At 45.4% G+C, this 17441-nt stretch carries 14 protein-coding genes; 9 read left to right on the top strand and 5 right to left on the bottom strand.

Annotated elements, in window-relative coordinates:
* Window positions 1-149 precede the first annotated feature (149 nt).
* Both AC438_RS07300 and epmB read right to left on the bottom strand, forming a co-directional pair.
* A complete protein-coding gene (locus tag AC438_RS07300; RefSeq protein ID WP_053980590.1) occupies window positions 150-1826 on the bottom strand; it encodes a hypothetical protein in 1677 nt (558 codons plus the stop codon).
* Window positions 1827-2205: 379 nt separating this feature from the next.
* Entirely contained in the window at window positions 2206-3213 is a 1008-nt protein-coding gene (gene epmB / locus AC438_RS07295; protein ID WP_053980589.1) for an EF-P beta-lysylation protein EpmB, read from the bottom strand.
* A gap of 38 nt (window positions 3214-3251) precedes the next feature.
* On the opposite strand from epmB, the gene efp reads away from it, so the two are divergent.
* From efp to AC438_RS07255, 8 genes are all read left to right on the top strand, one after another.
* The gene (gene efp, locus AC438_RS07290) at window positions 3252-3824 is read left to right on the top strand and encodes an elongation factor P (RefSeq protein WP_053980588.1); all 573 of its coding nucleotides are present in this window, start codon (window positions 3252-3254) and stop codon (window positions 3822-3824) included.
* 149 nt (window positions 3825-3973) lie between these two features.
* Window positions 3974-5077: a cell division protein ZapE gene (gene zapE, locus AC438_RS07285; protein ID WP_238376343.1), complete on the top strand. Its 1104-nt coding sequence runs from the start codon at window positions 3974-3976 to the stop codon at window positions 5075-5077.
* A 393-nt stretch (window positions 5078-5470) separates the two neighbouring features.
* Window positions 5471-5899 carry a 50S ribosomal protein L13 gene (rplM, locus tag AC438_RS07280; protein ID WP_053980586.1) on the top strand — a complete coding sequence of 143 codons (429 nt, stop codon included), beginning with the start codon at window positions 5471-5473 and terminating at the stop codon, window positions 5897-5899.
* Window positions 5900-5911: 12 nt separating this feature from the next.
* Entirely contained in the window at window positions 5912-6304 is a 393-nt protein-coding gene (rpsI, locus tag AC438_RS07275) for a 30S ribosomal protein S9 (RefSeq protein ID WP_053980585.1), read from the top strand.
* 367 nt (window positions 6305-6671) lie between these two features.
* A complete protein-coding gene (gene petA, locus AC438_RS07270; RefSeq protein WP_053980584.1) occupies window positions 6672-7265 on the top strand; it encodes a ubiquinol-cytochrome c reductase iron-sulfur subunit in 594 nt (197 codons plus the stop codon).
* Window positions 7266-7267: 2 nt separating this feature from the next.
* A complete protein-coding gene (locus AC438_RS07265; RefSeq protein WP_053980583.1) occupies window positions 7268-9307 on the top strand; it encodes a ubiquinol-cytochrome c reductase in 2040 nt (679 codons plus the stop codon).
* A gap of 176 nt (window positions 9308-9483) precedes the next feature.
* Window positions 9484-9882 (top strand): ClpXP protease specificity-enhancing factor, encoded by a 399-nt coding sequence (locus tag AC438_RS07260; RefSeq protein WP_053980582.1) that lies wholly within the window; start codon window positions 9484-9486, stop codon window positions 9880-9882.
* Window positions 9883-9963: 81 nt separating this feature from the next.
* Window positions 9964-10449, top strand: a complete 486-nt coding sequence (locus AC438_RS07255; protein ID WP_053980581.1) for a hypothetical protein — start codon at window positions 9964-9966, stop codon at window positions 10447-10449.
* Between the two features lie 292 nt (window positions 10450-10741).
* Here the strand turns inward: AC438_RS07255 and AC438_RS07250 are convergent, their stop codons facing one another.
* Both AC438_RS07250 and AC438_RS07245 read right to left on the bottom strand, forming a co-directional pair.
* Window positions 10742-12157 (bottom strand): DUF1552 domain-containing protein, encoded by a 1416-nt coding sequence (locus AC438_RS07250; protein ID WP_053980580.1) that lies wholly within the window; start codon window positions 12155-12157, stop codon window positions 10742-10744.
* 150 nt (window positions 12158-12307) lie between these two features.
* On the bottom strand, window positions 12308-14812 hold the full coding sequence (locus AC438_RS07245; protein ID WP_162230706.1) for a DUF1592 domain-containing protein: 2505 nt from the start codon (window positions 14810-14812) through the stop codon (window positions 12308-12310).
* On the opposite strand from AC438_RS07245, the gene AC438_RS16950 reads away from it, so the two are divergent.
* Window positions 14784-15041, top strand: coding sequence for a hypothetical protein (locus AC438_RS16950; RefSeq protein ID WP_162230705.1), 258 nt, complete (start codon window positions 14784-14786; stop codon window positions 15039-15041). The genes AC438_RS07245 and AC438_RS16950 overlap by 29 nt on opposite strands.
* Window positions 15042-15180: 139 nt before the next feature.
* Here AC438_RS16950 and AC438_RS07235 read toward each other — a convergent pair whose 3' ends face one another.
* Window positions 15181-17055, bottom strand: coding sequence for a sialate O-acetylesterase (locus AC438_RS07235; RefSeq protein WP_053980577.1), 1875 nt, complete (start codon window positions 17053-17055; stop codon window positions 15181-15183).
* Window positions 17056-17441 lie beyond the last annotated feature (386 nt).

Below are 17441 nucleotides of genomic sequence, written 5' to 3'. Positions count from 1 at the left end.
GGCAATAGTCTATGCATTATTAAGCACAATGGCCCGCTCTGCCTACTTAATTTTCGAGTGTTGGTATCTTGCTATTCGCAGAGTTTACTCAATTGACTGGCCTGCGACCAGCCCAAAGGTCGTATCTTGGGTATGAATGCATGCTTTTGTTAAAGTTCATGCATTTGAGCGCTGTTTACTTGGTTTGATAGATCGACTTTTTGCAGTTCAAAAACTTTGACTTTCCCCGTTGTTATTTGGCAGTCGAGTATTTTGCTTTGTACAGGTGGGTGAGATGCGTTGGCTTTGATTTTGACTTTTGTGTGCTCGTTAAATAAGAGGTTTGCTGTGAGTAAGCTTGGATTGTGATGCGAGTGTAAGCCTGGCAATAAAAAAGCGCGCATAAAATCTGAATAGCCCCCTTCTTTATAGTGACACGATGCCCCTACGGCTTGGGGCTTGGTATCGATGAGTTGAACTCCCAGTATCGAGTGTTGTTTAAGCTGGCGGATCCAGCGAATAACGCCAATTCCCCAGTCACGTTTTGCATGCTCGCGAATAATCACAACGTCGCCAGCATGAATGCGCACGCTTTGCGAGCCCTCCCAAAGCAAGCAGTAGCCGTCTTTACTGATGTTTTGCGTGGTGACTTTGAGGGGGGTAAAAGCATGTGTCGTCTTGGTGTTTGCATTGTCTGCAGGGGTTAGCGAGCTCATCAGATTGGTGAGCATGTCGGTGTTTTTGGGGGCTGAGATGTTATCACCAAGAAAAACATTAAAGTCATCGACGCCGCTCAGCTTGCTGTGGCATTGCTGAAAGCCGATGATAATCTCTGCTGTGTGTGTACTGGTGCGGCGCTCGTCACTGCGCAAGCTACTGCGCGACCATGCCGATTCAAGATGCACAACGGTCGGCAGGTTAATTTCGAGAGGGAGTCTCATTTGAGCGCCATTACCAATGGCGGGTCCATCACCAGCAATAAAGCGCGACAACTGACGGGTGAGAGCGCTGAAATCAATATGAATAATACGGCCGGATTCGGGGGAGCACTTGCGCTTTTGAGACTGCGGAGCGCCATCTTGTTGAAGGTCGACCCAGAAAGTGGTTGGCTCATCGGAGAACTTTAATATAGCAGACCACTGCCCCAGCGCATTAAATACATTATGCATATCAATTTGTGTTAATTGATTCAATTGCGCCCCTGCTAAAGCCACTATACGTAAATAGGCTTGGTTGGGTGTTGGGGCTTGGCATTCGGGCAGCACTGATTTGACAAGGGTTTCGCCTATATTTAAGTGATCGGTCAGTTGGATAAGTGCATTCGCGTAGCGCCATATGATAGGCGTGGCTTGACTGTAGAGTTGTTGGTTGCGTAACTGCATGAGAGCTAAGCACTGTAATGCGCTATGCGCGGCTTCTGCCGCTTGTGTTAGCTGAGTATCCTTCAGTTTTTTTTCGGTGTATGCCTTTTGTAAATAAAGTAAGTACCCTGCGGCCAATGATTTTAAAATGGCCTGCCCTAGCATTGCCGACTTTTGTGCTGGCTCTGGGAGTGATAGCGGTTGGTTGAGGAATTCTTTGCCAAGGCTTAGGCAGCTGGTGTATGCGGTTAAAAATAGCTCATCGAGCATTGCTTTGCGCTCGGGGGCTGTTGTTTTTAGTCGCAATATTTGTGCAATAGCCTGATACAGTTGGTTGCAGGTGTTAATAGTTTGTGTGGTTTTAAGATTATTTACCCAAGCATTGACCTTACTGACTTTATTGCCCCCGCAAAAAGCCAGCAACTCGATATCGGGCTTTGGTAAGCGTAAAGTACTAAAAATATGATCGATGTCTGTTGTTTTCATGATGCTTAGCCTTATTGTGTTCCGCGAACACCCTGTATAGGTGAAGCTTGGTGCAGCCCCTTGATGTGTTATGTGATGATTCCATTCATTAAGGCGTGGTCTGCTAGTGTACTTATTATAATTATTGCTGAGTATTTGACCAACTAGTATAGCGTTTGTATTGCGGGCTTGTCTTTCTTGAATTTTTTATTGATGTTGCGATTATGGCGTCACGGCCACTTTGCGTGGCCTTTATGGCGATGCGCGCTGTTTTTATTATGTATTACTATAAGTTAAATCGACTCAAGTCCCGGCTTATAGCATGGATTAGCATAATAATTGTACAGATTGGGTGTGTGAAAAAGGAGAAGATGCAGTATTAACATATTAATTGTTCATACTAAAATATGAGTGTTTTGTGTGCCCGATGCGGAATTTCACGAACCAGCTTAGGGACTAAAAAGCCAGGTAGATTGGCTTGCATTTGTTGGTGAAGTGCTATGGCTTCGCTTTCTGGGATCGAAAAATGAGCTGCCCCTTTAACCGTATCCATAAGATGTAGGTAATAAGGTAGTACACCAGCATTAAAAAGTTGCTCGCTCAATGCGATGAGTGTTTGAGCGTTATTATTGATATTGGCCAGTAGCACCGCTTGATTAAGTAGTGTAATACCTGCATGTTTGATTGCTGTTAAGGCCTGCACGACATCATTATCAATTTCATTGGGGTGGTTACAGTGAATAACCATAATGGCATTAAGCCGAGAGCGCTGCATTAAGGTGATGAGTGCGGGCGTGATGCGATGGGGTAATACAATGGGTAAGCGTGTATGGATTCGCACGCGAGTGATGTGCGGTATTTGTTCGATTTGCGCAATAAGCCAGCTGAGTGTTGAGTCGCTTAAGACGAGGGGGTCGCCACCACTTAAAATAACCTCGTTAATACTGGGTGTTTGGTGAATATAGGCTAGCGACTCTTGCCATTGTGCGCGACTGGGGCTATTAGCTTGGTAATCAAAATTGCGTCTAAAACAGTAGCGACAATTAATCGCGCATTGACTGGCGGCAATCAAGAGAACGCGACCATGATATTTATGGATAACGCCTTTTACAGGGTTGTGATGTGACTCGGCCAGAGGATCGTCACTATAGTGTTCGGGCGAAGACTGTTCAGCCTCTAGTGGCAGTACTTGCTTAAGCAGTGGATCGTTAAGATCACCTTTTTTGATTCTATTAAGGTATGGCAAAGTGACGCGCACCTTAAATAGTGCATGCGCTTGTTGTGCACTAGGTAGCGCGCTAAGAGGCAGCTCGAGCGCTTCAAATAGAACTTTGGGGCAGGTAATAATGCTTTTTAGCTCATCTTGCCAGCTTGGGGGATACGCAGCTTGCTGTGTTCGGGGTATCATAGGCACCTTTTATAGAATGATCCTGAAGAGGAAGAGATATGGCAGACTATTCTACCAGCGATTTTCGCAGTGGGCTTAAAGTGATGCTCGATGGCGATCCTTGCTCCATCGTAGAGAATGAATTTGTAAAACCCGGTAAAGGGCAGGCGTTTGCACGTGTGCGGTTGCGTAATTTACGAACGGCACGTGTTTGGGAGCGTACGTTTAAGTCAGGCGAAAAGCTTGAAGCGGCCGATGTCATGGATCAAGATATGGAGTATCTCTATAACGATGGTGAGTTTTTCCATTTTATGGATCCCGCTAGTTTTGAGCAGGTACAAGCCGATGCGACAGCTGTTGGCGATACGGCTAAATGGCTAAAAGAGCAAGATGTGTGTGTGGTCACGTTGTATAACGGTGCGCCTTTAGCTGTAACCCCGCCAAACCATGTCGAGCTAGAGATCACCGAAACAGATCCAGGCTTGAAGGGAGATACTGCGCAAGGTGGCACTAAGCCTGCCACTTTGGCAACCGGCGCCATTATTAAAGTCCCGTTGTTCTTGTGTACTGGTGAAGTTGTACGTGTGGATACGCGTACAGGCGAGTATCTTGGGCGCGCTAACAGTAAGTGATTGTGCTGCGATGATGTGGTTGGGTGATGCTTTTAGGTAAATGATGAAAGGCTGGAGTTGTTGCTCTGGCCTTTTTTTGTCTCTATAGCTACTGGCTCAGCGGTTGTAATAAATCAGCTATCGCGCTATTGGCGCGCAAAGGTTAAATGGTGGAACTAACAAATAGCACGCCTTACGAGCGTTATTTGCAAGATGTGGCGCGCGATGATTTTGTGGCCGATGCTGCTCAGCGAGAGGCGATAGAATACCTGCAGCGCCTCTACGAAAAATTGTGCGCGCCGGTTAAATCGTCGTGGTGGGCGCGTGTGCGTAAACAGCCTCAAACCCCTGTTACAGGTTTGTACTTTTGGGGTGGAGTGGGCCGTGGCAAAACATATTTAATGGATGTGTTTTATGACGCTTTACCCTTTGAGCAAAAAATGCGGACGCACTTTCATCGTTTTATGCGCCGCGTACACCATGAGTTAGGTGTACTTGATGAGCAAAAAAACCCACTGGAGCAGGTGGCTGATGTGATTGCGCGCGAGGCGCGTGTGATTTGCTTTGATGAGTTTTTTGTCACGGATATTACCGATGCTATGATTTTGGCTGGGTTATTAGAGGCGCTCTTTGCTCGTGGAGTGACGCTGGTGGCGACGTCAAATATTGAGCCGCAAGGCTTGTATCGCGATGGCTTGCAGCGTGCGCGCTTTTTGCCAGCTATTGATTTATTATTGCGCCACACTCAGGTGGTGAACGTTGATGGGGGGGTGGATTATCGATTGCGTGCGTTGCAGCAAGCAGCGCTGTACTACACGCCCTGTAATGCTGATACGCATGCGGCCATGGAGGCATGTTTTATGCGTTTGATTCCCGATAGCGCCAGCATAAAGTATGCCGAGGTTATTGATGTAGAAGGCCGTCAAATTACGGCTCGTCAAGTGGCTGATGACGTGATTTGGTTTGATTTTGAGGCGTTGTGTGATGGTCCGCGCTCTCAGCGTGATTATATTGAAATTGCGAGAGAGTACCATGCTGTGCTGATATCTAATGTGCCCTTATTAGGCGTTGGTAACGATGATCAGGCGAGGCGGTTTATTTACCTTGTCGATGAGTTTTACGATCGCAATGTTAAGCTTGTGCTCTGTGCTGCCGCCCCGATTGCTGAGCTTTACAGCGCGCAGGGCCGGCTGGTCTTTGAGTTTGAGCGCACCCAGAGTCGTCTTTTAGAGATGCAAAGCGAGCACTATCTTGAGCAGGCCCATAAGCCTTAAAAATGTGTCTCGAAGGGTCTTTAATTGAGAGGTGTTTTGGCTGTATATGAGGGCGCGGGTCCACTGTAGGTGCGCTTAAAAATTAGTATTCTGGCCCAAGCTTTTCATAAAGTAGCTTAGAAAGTACTTGTGTATTGCAGTGCGAGACTATAGAATTCGCGCTCCTAATTTTGGCTGCTCGTTGAGTGGTTATTTAAGCTGCTAAATTTAAGCGGCAAGTGCTACAGGATGTGGCGCGGTTTGCGGTGGTGTTTGACCATAGGCAGACAGGGTAGACACTCGGAGTGGTGATGAGCCCCTAAATAAGTTTGCTCGGTATTTGTTGATTGCATTGTGCATTAACACTGAGCGTAATAAAAAATATTGTATTCCATACGTTTGAAGGCCTAAAACATGAAGACATACAGTGCCAAACCTGAAACAGTAAAACGTGACTGGTACATTATCGATGCTTCTGGCAAAACTCTTGGTCGCATGTCGACTGAGATTGCGAACCGCTTACGCGGCAAGAATAAGCCAGAGTTCACCCCACACGTTGACGGTGGTGATTACATTGTTGTAATCAATGCTGAAAAAGTACACGTAACGGGTAACAAAGCTAAAGATAAAATGTACTACTCACACAGCGGTTACATCGGCGGAATTAAGTCGATCAGCTTTGAAAAGTTAATTGCCAAAGCCCCTGAGCGTGCCATCGAATTTGCGGTTAAGGGCATGATGCCTAAAGGCCCACTTGGTCGTGCGATGTTTAAGAAGCTGAAAGTATACGCTGGTGAATCTCACCCGCATTCAGCCCAACAACCCAAAGAGCTTAACATTTAACGGAAGTTGATTATGTCTGCTGAACAATTCTACGGTACAGGTCGTCGTAAAACTTCGACCGCACGTGTTTTCATCACTCCAGGTAATGGCACTATTGTTGTTAATGGTAAAGGCTTAGACGAGTACTTTGGTCGTCAAGTTGCACGCATGATTGTGCGCCAGCCTCTTGAGTTATTGGAAATTCCTGAAAAATTCGATGTAAACGTCACTGTGAAAGGTGGTGGTAGTTTTGGTCAGGCGGGTGCTATCCGTCACGGCCTAACTCGTGCCTTAATGGCGTATGACGAAACTAATCGTCCTGAGCTTCGCAAAGCGGGTTATGTGACTCGTGATGCACGTGAAGTTGAGCGTAAGAAAGTGGGTCTGCGTAAAGCACGTAAGAAGCCACAATTTTCGAAGCGTTAATATCTTGCAGCTTTGGCTGCATTGCTTGGACGATTCGTTCAAAAAAACCCGAGCTTGCTCGGGTTTTTTTATGCGCGCTTTTTTGATTTAACCCTGCCTCAAGTAGGTTTTACCTTGTGGCTTATGGCTAATTTCTTTAGTATGGCGCCGTTTTAATGGTATGCAGAATATAGGTCTATACTCATGGCTTAATTCGTACAATGTTTGTAGCTCAAGCCTTGTACTGAAGGGCTAAAGTGTGAGGTGTGCTTAACGGTTGTCTAAAAGGCGCTCAAAGCAGCCTAAAAAGACTCAGCATGGCTATATAAGTTTATTTTTTCTTTTAATACTACTGGTCTTCAGTAAATAGTCACAGGAGATTTTCTTGATGAGTGATGACGGTGCGAATTTAGTTCGCCGGCGTGTGTTAACAGCAGTAACCTCTGCCGTTGGTGCAGTTGGTGCGGTTGGCGTAGCAGTGCCATTTGTGGGTTCTTGGAATCCGAGTGAGCGAGCCAAAGCGGCAGGGGCGCCTGTTGAAATTAACATTAGCCGGATTGAACCTGGCCAAATGGTTACATTTGAATGGCGAGGCAAGCCTATTTATGTTGTGCGCCGAACCCAAAAAGTCTTGGACGATCTCGCTAAAATGGAACCTCTCTTACGCGACCCTTCTTCTGAAAAATCAGTACAACCGGATTATGTTGACCCTAAATTTCGCTCACAAAAAGACGAGTTTTTAGTGTTATTGGGTTTGTGTACACATTTGGGGTGTGCCCCTGGCTATCAGCCTAAAGTGGGCTCGGTGCAAATTAGCGGTGGCGAATGGCTCGGTGGCTTCTTTTGTAAGTGCCATGGTTCTAAATTTGATTTGGCCGGTCGCGTATTACAAGGTGTACCTGCACCAATTAATTTAGAAGTCCCCCCCCATAAATACTTGAGTGATAGTGTGATACTCGTCGGCGTAGATCAGGAGGCCTAAGCATGAATGGATTATTAAGTTGGATTGATGCCCGCCTGCCTGTTGTGCGCGCGTGGGATACTCACATGGGTAAATACTATGCCCCTAAAAACTTTAACTTTTGGTATTTCTTTGGTGTCTTATCAATTTTAGTACTGGTTAATCAGTTGTTGACTGGTATTTTCTTAACGATGCATTACGAGCCCTCAGTAGAAGGTGCGTTTGCTTCGGTTGAATATATTATGCGTGACGTGCCTTATGGCTGGTTGTTACGCTATATGCACTCCACAGGTGCCTCGGCATTCTTTGTGGTTGTTTACCTGCATATGTTCCGCGGTTTAATGTATGGCTCTTATAAGGCTCCACGCGAGCTTGTATGGATTTTTGGTATGCTCATATACTTGGTCCTTATGGCTGAGGCCTTTATGGGCTACGTATTACCTTGGGGTCAGATGAGCTATTGGGGCGCACAGGTTATTGTAAATTTGTTTGGTGCTATTCCTGTTATTGGCGAAGACCTTGTTCAGTGGATTCGTGGTGATTATCTTATTTCGGGTGCTACTTTAAGCCGCTTTTTTGCATTGCATGTTGTGGCTATGCCGATTGTCTTATTGGGCTTGGTGGTGATGCATATTTTAGCATTGCATGAAGTTGGCTCTAACAACCCTGATGGCATCGACATTAAAAAGAACAAAGATGAAAATGGTATCCCTAAAGATGGCGTACCCTTCCACCCGTTTTACACGGTTCACGACTTGGTGGGTATTACTGTCTTTTTGTTTGTGTTTTGTGCGATTATCTTTTTTGCGCCAGAAATGGGCGGTTACTTTTTAGAGTTTGCTAACTTTGAAGTGGCCAACGGACTTAAAACCCCTGAGCATATTGCTCCAGTTTGGTACTTTACGCCGTTTTACGCTATTTTGCGTGCGGTTACCATTGATATAGGACCCTTAAACTCTAAGTTTCTAGGTTTTGTAGCCATGGGTGCTGCGATTGCTATATTGTTTGTTTTACCTTGGTTGGATCGCAGCCCGGTGAGGTCAATGCGCTACAAAGGCTGGTTTAGCCGCGTTGCTTTGATTGCCTTTGCCGCGGTATTTGTGATTTTGGGCTATTTAGGGGTTAAGGAATCTACGCCTGGGCGCACTATACTGTCACAAGTTTGCTCGGTTTTGTACTTTGCTTACTTCTTAGGTATGCCATTTTGGACCTCACGCGAGAAGTGCCAACCGGTTCCTGAGCGCGTTCAGCAAAAAGGCCTCAGTAAAGCTTTAGTCTTTGGTGGTTTGGCACTGTTTGCCGTTTTGGTGGTTGTACCTATTAAAGCCGTTGCTGCAGGTGGAGCCGCTTGCGGCTCCGTGCCTTGTGAGCACTTTCATGCGGATTTTGACGATAAAGCATCACTACAGCGCGGCGCCCAAACCTTTGTGAATTACTGCATGGGCTGCCACTCAATACAATATTCTCGTTTTGGTCGTGTGGCTGATGACTTGGAGATTCCGCGTGATGTTATGCGTGAGCAACTGATTTTTGGCGATGAAAAAATCGGTGATCTCATGGTGAGCTCGATGGATCCCGTTAAATCTAAAGCCTGGTTCGGCGCTATGCCGCCTGATTTGAGCTTGGTTTCACGCTCGCGTAACCCCGATTGGTTGCTAACCTATTTTTTAACGTTTTATAAGGATGAATCACGCCCTACCGGTGTTAACAATAAGGTCTTTGCCAACGTAGGCATGCCCCACGCCCTACTGGAGTTGCAAGGCTTACAGGAGTGTGCGCCAGGGCCTAAGTACGATGATCATGGCCATGTCATTCGTAATGCGGTGGGCGAGTTGGGTGAGATTGATCCTTGTGGCTCTTTAGTAGTGGGTAATATTAAAGGCACCATGAGCCCATCAGAGTACCGAGCTGCCATGGTCGATCTAGTCAACTTTATAGAGTATGTAGGTGAGCCTATTGCTGATAAGCGCCAAACTATTGGTATTTATGTACTGTTATTTTTAATGTTATTGTTTGTTTGCGTATGGTTCTTGAACCGTGAATACTGGCGCGATATTCATTAAGCGCCCAGATTAGGGCTTCTACGGCCCTAAGCAACATAGCCCATATAAAAAACCCAGCAAGTGCTGGGTTTTTTATATGGGCTATGTTGCTTTTGAGTCTTGCCGCCCAGACACCTTAGCGCCATACTACGCACCTTGTTTTGCAACTGTTCAGTCGTAACCTCTAAGGCCAAAATATGACGATGACCTCTAGCCGCCCTTATCTTATACGCGCACTCTATGAGTGGATAAACGATAATAATCTCACCCCTTATTTATTGGTTAATGCCAACGAGCAAGATGTGAGTGTGCCACAAGATTTTGTGGGAAAGGACGGTCAAATTATTTTGAACGTAGCGCCTAATGCCATTATGGGCCTTGACATGAGCAATGACGCAATTAGCTTTAACGCCCGCTTTGGCGGTGTACCGACAGATTTATATGTTCCCAATCATGCGGTAATGGGTATTTATGCTAAAGAAAACGGCAAAGGTATGATGTTTGAGCCCGAGCCAACGCCTCCGTCAACCCCGCCTAAAGAAACTAAGCCAAAAGAGAAGTCTGTCAAAAAGCCAATGCTGAAAGTGGTTAAGTAGCGCGGCAGTAGCTAATCTTATTAAGTCAATATGTATTTCGTATAAGCAATAAATAATAAAAAGTCATTACAAAGGCGTGCCATGTTACCCAGTATTCTAGACTTTGAAGCCTCAGGCTTTGGTTATGATAGCTACCCGATCGAAGTCGGTGTGGCGCTGAGTAATGGCGAGCGCTTTTGTACATTGATTATTCCTTTAGAGCAGTGGACGCACTGGGACGCTAGTGCTGAAAAGGTGCATCAAATACAACAAGCGGACTTGGCTCGTCATGGCCTACCTATTGGCGATGTATGCTTAAGATTAAATCAGCTCTTGCGTGAGCAAACGGTCTACTCCGATGGCTGGGTTGTTGATAAGCCTTGGCTTAATACGTTGTATAAAGCAGCAGGTATAAAACCTACATTTACGCTCTCGCCTATTGAGTCAATTCAATCTGAGCAGCAGCAGGCGGTATGGGCTGAGGTGCGCGATGAACTCATCGAAAAATTTGCATTTGGCCGGCATCGTGCAAGCCATGATGCATTACTGATTCAAGAAACCTACAAAGCCACTCGGCATTTGCGATAGATATATTGTGATAGCTATAGAAAGGCATTATTCAGCCAAGTTGAAAAGTATGCCCTATTCAGTGTTGATGGTTGAGCCTCTAGGTGTTCAGTATCGGGACCCGTTTATAGCATCCAGCCCCAACATGGATGCGTGGGGATAGAGCCTTTATCGCTGCACAGAAATAGGCAAAATTAGACATCGCATTGCCTAACCCGAAAGCACCAAGTCGTCGATGGTTTAAGTGGCTTTGCCAACGGTTCATCAGCGCCCAATCTCGGTACCTGTAATAGCAGCAACAGATCTTACTGGATTAAACTAAACCTAGAGTATTAGCTGAAGGGAAGTCACCTGCGACGCCGAGGCCTTTTAATACTGTTTCGTTAAAATCATAGGTTGAGCCGTTGTTGGTAGCGCTTTGATTCAAAGCTGAAAATCCAGTATTAAAGCTTGGTAAGCGTGTAGCTAAAATAAAGGGTGCATGAGAGGTGGTGTGATCCATACCGTTACCCATACAGGTCACTTGTGCAAAAGCGGTAGTATCAATAAGGGGTTTTCCATCAGGGCCATTGTTATTCATTAATTGCTTGATTAAGTAGGCCGGCACCTGCGATAAATAGCGATGACACTCTACATAAGAGATTGGTAGATTATTTTTATTGGCTAGCGAATAACCCGCATGCACCGAGCCGTGAGAGTCTCCTGTAAAGCCACCGTAATGATTAACCCCATGGGTTTTCCAAGTGCCCGATTCTGCTCCTAGCTGTAAGGTGGCTACATTGGTTAAGCCGCACTTTAAGGCAGCAATAATAATGTCAGCTTGTACCTTGCCGTGCTCTAGCATTTTAGTTTGCTCGCCAGCGCCTACCGTTAAAATATAGTCGCTTTTAGGTGGCAGGGTCGGTGCGCAAGTGCTTGGGTCAATGCTGTTACCATTTAAGAAATCAGTAATGCGAGTTTCTATTTTTTCTAGTGCAGCTGAATGCTCTTGTAAGCGTTCACGCTCATCGGCAGAAAGTTTGTTTTTAATTCCCTCAATCGCTCGCATTTGTGCTTGGTATACTTTTAAATAAGTGGTGTCGGGCCCATCGTTATCACCAGCACCCGATGAAAAATAATCTTTTAAGGCAATAAGAGGATCCGATTTGGGTTTGCCATAAGCACTAATATCTTGGCCGGTTGCATCGCTGCCTAAAAATATCGATGAAAAAGGCGTAGAGGCGCTTAAGGCCGGGGCTGCAATTGAATCGCTGGTGGGTTGTCCGTAAGCGCGTGCACCCAGTGCGGTCGTGGCGCGACCATGACCTGCGACAACAGCGTCAACTTCACGAAAATGGCAAATGCTTGCCACATCGGCATAAGGTTCGGTCACTAAATTCATTTCGGTTTGACTTTTGGGTAGCCAATACCCGTTCGGTGCGCCACTGTTGATATAGCAAAACACAGCGCGGGTAGTTTCTTGTGCGATGGCATGGCGTGCACCTAGAACGCCAGCAATGGCTGGGAATGTACGCAATACCCCACTTGCAACACCAGTACGGCCCAGAAAATCTAAAAGCTGACGACGATTTTTGCGAAAGAGAGTGCGGCGAGTGTTAATGTCGCGCGCATATTTTTTAAAGTACTCACTCTTTGCGTTTTTTTCTTTGTCGATAAGTGCTAATCGCTGTATGTCTAGTTGAGTATGTTCATGTTTATGGTGTTGTAATATTTCATCAATCGCTTTCATAAAGTATTTACCCTGTTACATAGCGGTGGTACTGCCTGACTATTGGCGCCGCGAATGTTGATGTCATCATACATACGAATATTAATGGTTGGCACGTATGACTGTTATGGCTAAGATTATGATTGTTTAGTGTGTATAGGGGGCGACCCGCTAGCGCCTAAAGCGTACAACATCAGATAAGCTCAGCGCTTTTAACATGGCTTTAGGGTCATTAGCAGAGCCTAATGCTCTATTCAGTGCATCTTGCATGCAGAGCATTTGGCCTTGCTCTGCTGTATTGAGCGAGGCTTCAAACCGGGTATCCACATCGGATTGTGTAATTGGTGTGCCTAAGGCATAGCGATATGTTTTTTGAATTAAACAGGCATCAACACCAGGCAGGTTATTATGAACGAGTGCCTTTGACAGTGCTTTGGCGCCGCTAAAAGCAATACCATTACCCTGTGTTTTCGCATTATCAGCCGCTTGTGTATCGATGGCTCCAAGTGCATGCCCCGAGAAAAGAAAACCTCCAGTATTCACCGCCTGAATGGGCACGTTAGCTGCGCCGTTAGGCCCTAGACCTGTTTGCACAATTTGACCGTCAACAACAGAGCGCGGTAGGCCAACATTATCAAAATCGTCGATAGCGAAAAGAGGATTGATGACCGCGTTGTGACAAACCGCACAGCCAGTGCCGGGTACATTAGTTTGAATGTCATAAAACTCTGTAGTAGTTAAATCACCTGCTTGCTCGCGAGATTTCGCTAGGTCGACGGCGGCAATACGTTCGTCACCATCATCTAAAGCTTCGGGCTGGGGAATAGATTGACATAAAAAATCTTGGCGTAAATGCACGGCTCGCTTAATAGGAGAAGTACGATCATCGTGTGCATTGAGTGCCATAAAGGCTCCGGATGCGACTAATCCTCCGCGCGGCGTACCAGCAGTAGAGACTTTTACAAACTCATCACTATTGGCACCGGTTATGCCATAAAATTCGGATAAAGTTTTATTTAAAAAAGTAAAGTCAGCTTCTAATAGCTCGCGATAGGCGACGTCTTTATCGTAAAAGGCGTGAGCAAATAAAGTACGAATTTCTTGAGCCATAGCATTTTTAACATCGCGGGTAAAATTGTCATTACCAAAGCGATTCACGTTACGTACTTGGTCTGTGCCAAACCAGAGGCCCGCAAAGCGTTCAACTTGAGCGCGTCCCAAAGATGAATCCATTAAACGATCAATATGCTTTTCGACGTTTAATGGGTTTTCTAAATCACCGATTAATGCCGCTTTCATTAATGCTTTATCTGGCGATGAAGCGGTCAATAAATAAGATAAAGCTGAAGCGTATTCAAAGCTATCAAGTACATAGCTATTGGGTTCGGCAGCGGTAACTTTTTGCTTATATGTTTCGGGTATTTCTTTAACTTTCGCTGGCGCAATTAAAAACTCAGTCATATTAAAATTGCCGCCATACTTTACGCCATTAATTTCGCCCACACCTTGCGGAGCTAAAAAATAGACTGGCCCCGTGAGTGTTGAAACATGAAACTGTAAAGTCACAGGCCCTGGGCCATTCATGGGTACTGGTTCGCTATTATAACCATTGCCGGTGATACGTATGGCAGGGTAAAGACCACTTTCAATCGGTGGTGATACGCTATAATCGAGCGGTGATGTTGCTGTGAATGTCATAATCAGAAGGTCGTTACCCGTAAAAGTATAACCCGAATTGGCAGGGCTATTTCCGGTAATTATCGTGGGCTCAGCTGCTGGTTCATAAATGATGCGCTCGGGGGTCTTATTAATATCGATAAGCGCTTGTGCGGCAGTACGGCCTAGCTCTTCTCGATACAAAAATTGCGGAGACATTAATGCTGAACGGATGGCCCATTTTAAGCCAATCTCTAAATTCGTTGCCTCGTTAATTATCGCACTGTATTCGTTTTTTTCGGCTACTGTGAGTGGGCGACGAAAAGCATAATATGCAAACTTCTCAGTAAAATCTTGAGTGCATTGTGTCGCTGTTTTACATTCAAAAGAGAGCGCACCGCTTGTGTTAAGCGCCCAGTTGGCAATATCAGCTGCATTACTATCGTATGAATTAACACGGTTTTCTCCGATTTTTGAATGTGCATGGTTGGGTAGGCCGCCAACAGTATTATCACCCACAATTTTATTCGACGCGGAATAATCAGCAGGTAAAGGCTGCTCAAATAAGGCTTGTAATGAATTGTGATATTCATAGCTTGTCAAGAATTTAAGGGCGCGGCGGCCATATAAGACGGGATCTTCCGAAGTGCATTGTTGGGGGCCAATAACCACTTTTTGCCCGCGCAGTGACCATAAATAAGCAGCAATATCTTGTGCGCATTGATCTACACAGCCCGCAGGGTTGAGAGGCATTTGCTCTTCAATGTAGCGCGCAAGATCTTCAACTGATTGGCCTGTGTAATTATCGTCGGCATATTTTGTATTTTGCGGATAGGTGAAGGTATTAACATTGATACGTACATTTACGGCACCAGCTTCAAAATACCCATCTTCATCGGCATCTTGATGGCAGGTAAAACAGTTGCCGCTGGAGTCTTTGAGCAACGTGCGCCCTGTGGCTATATTGCCAATAAAGACAGGTGCAGATGAAGTGCTAGCAGAAGCTGGTGTTGTGCTCATTGATGACGATACGGCAGTACTTGAAGAGCTTAGTGGCGATGTTATTGAGCTAGATCTCGCTGAACTAAATCCCGCCGAGCTGAGTGTTGCCGAACTCAATAATACTGAACTAGAATTTTTTGATGTTGAGCTTGTGGTCGGATCAGGGTCTATGGCTACACAGGCGTTAAGCAGTGTAACCATGCTTAAGGCTAATAATGATCGCTTCATGATGCTACCTTATGAATAAAATTATAAATACACATATGTGAAATATTGCTAGTGAGTAGAAAGGTCATAATTGAAAGCGATACGGTGATTGATCAGTGCCAGCAATATGTTTTGGCATATCAAGTATCTTAAATCGCTAGCAGCCTTAATTTTTTAAATTAATTTAGGCATGTATTGCCTAAATACAATCCGATGTTATCTAACTGCACATTTGCAAGACTCTGGCCGCCAAGGTGAAAACCAATACGTGCAACTTCATCTGTTGCGGTAGCGGTAAATGTAAAAGTGAAGGTTTGGTAGTCAGTGGACAAATAGTGAGTATTTTTCTGGTGGGTTAGACTCGCGTAGTCAGGCTCATCGGTATCGACGTCAACAACAATTGTGCGCTTTTGGCTGGCTTTTGCGTCATAACATAAGGTGTATTGCTCACCCGCTTGAATGCCTACACGGTGAATCAGTTGAATGTCATAGGTGTTTTTTGACACTTGAGTAATTGTAAAATTAGCTTCACCATTAAAGCTGGCACTGCCGCTTGTATTGAGGTAAAAGTGTGAAAATAGTTGCTGACCTTGACGGAAAGTCCCATCACTTTTTAATAAGCTGGCAGTTATTACTGGCGTAGCCCCATCTCTTTTTGATGCTTGATATGCATCAATATGCGTCCTTTTTTTGAGTGTGCTTGCCGCTTTAGAGGGGTAGATGAGTTCAGCCATTTTATCGGCGTAACGCTGACCAAATATTTTATAAGCATCATAGGTAAAGTGTGCATTGTCGGCGCCTTGCAACCCCTGTGCTGAAATAACATGAGCGTTATTGATTAAGCTGGGTAGCTTATTGACCTCTAAATTATGCGCATCACAGCAACCGCCACCTGCTTGGTAGAGTAACTCGCCGGCAAGAAAAGGCACTTCACCTAAAGTAAGATCTTGTTTCAAGTCGTTAACAATTTCTTTGACTTTGTTTTTCCAGTCTTGCTGTGAGGTGTTTGTTTCACCTTGATGAAAAATAATGCCTTTGATGACACCGCGTTGCTGCGCTTGCTTGGTCAGATCGAGCAGCCAGCTATACCCGCCATCAAAGTGGGCGGGAATTTTTTCTGTGCCTATGTTGCCACGGCCAATCGGCGCGCCTTTACGATAAAGTCCAATATCACTACCGCCAATAGCAATAGGAACCAAACCAATAGAGACTGAGGAAGGCGTGTGCGTGAGGAGCGACTCGAGAAACCCGTTAGCGACACCCACTTGCCCCCAGCAGCCAAAGTAAGGTTGTTGAGCGGTATACCATTGCCCGTATGTACGCGAAAGATTAGGGCAGCTCAAATTTTGAATTAATTGTGCGCGTGGGTCGTTGAGGTTATCGGCTGTGCTGAAGCTTGCCGTACCTTCCATATTTGATTGTCCAAAGGCTAGGTAAATATGAAAGTTGGCATCCACTACGCTAACCGAAGAGCTACTATTTGATGAAGTGCTACTGTTGTCTACTATAGCTGGGCTTGCGCATTGATTGCCTGCATAAAGTCCAATGTTATCCAGTTGTACGTCTTCGGTGGTATTGCCGCCTAGATGAAAAACCACGCGCGCGGTTGTATCAGTGGCATTAGCAATGAATGTGATTTTGAAGCTTTGGTAGGCGGTGTCGAGGAGCGATGTGGTGCCTTTATCGGTGAGGCTGCCGTAAGTTGTTGGCCCACCAGTATCAATATCGGCGTAAATAGTGCGCTCACCACTGGCTTTGGCGTCATAACATAAAGAATACTCTTGGCCTGCCATGACACTGGTAGGGTGTATCAATTGGATGTCATAAGGATTCGGTGTTGTGCTATCGACTGTAAAATTGGCCGTATCTGTAAATATGGCTTGGCCATTTTCGAGCGCGTAATAATATGAGTAAAGTTGCTGGCCTTGCTCAAATGTGCCGTCGCTTGCGAGTAGGTTATGGGTAGGCGAGTGATTGGCATAACCGGTGTGGCTTGCTAAAAGTCCGGTGAGAGTCGTTGTCTTCAAAATCATTTGCAGTGTTGTTTTTTTCATAATTAGGCCAAAGCGTTATGATGAGACTCAAACAATATTGACCGACTCTCTTATCCTTGCGCTTGCTGAGAGAGCTTGTCAATAATTATTCATTGATTTACATCTTAGGTTTTTAAAAGGCCTGTACTTTACAAAAAGCACGATAATAATAAGAATCTGCAAAAAGGATATGTTATTTAGCTAATAGTCCAAGTGCTTACATAGCACGCATGAGTGCTGCTCTAGTGCGATTACAATCAATAGTTTGCGACTTAAGCGTCAGCATTCGCAGTGGTAGCGCTATTTTTTCTAGGCTGGCACTAAACGCTCTAAAGTCATGCGCCGGCACTTAAAAGGCATAGAAGGGATACTGGGCTGGAGGGGGAGATCTGTAAGGTCCGCACAAG

Origin of the sequence: Marinagarivorans algicola, from assembly GCF_001292705.1 — a bacterium.
Taxonomy (GTDB): domain Bacteria; phylum Pseudomonadota; class Gammaproteobacteria; order Pseudomonadales; family Cellvibrionaceae; genus Marinagarivorans; species Marinagarivorans algicola.
This window is presented reverse-complemented; position numbering and strand designations above follow the sequence as displayed.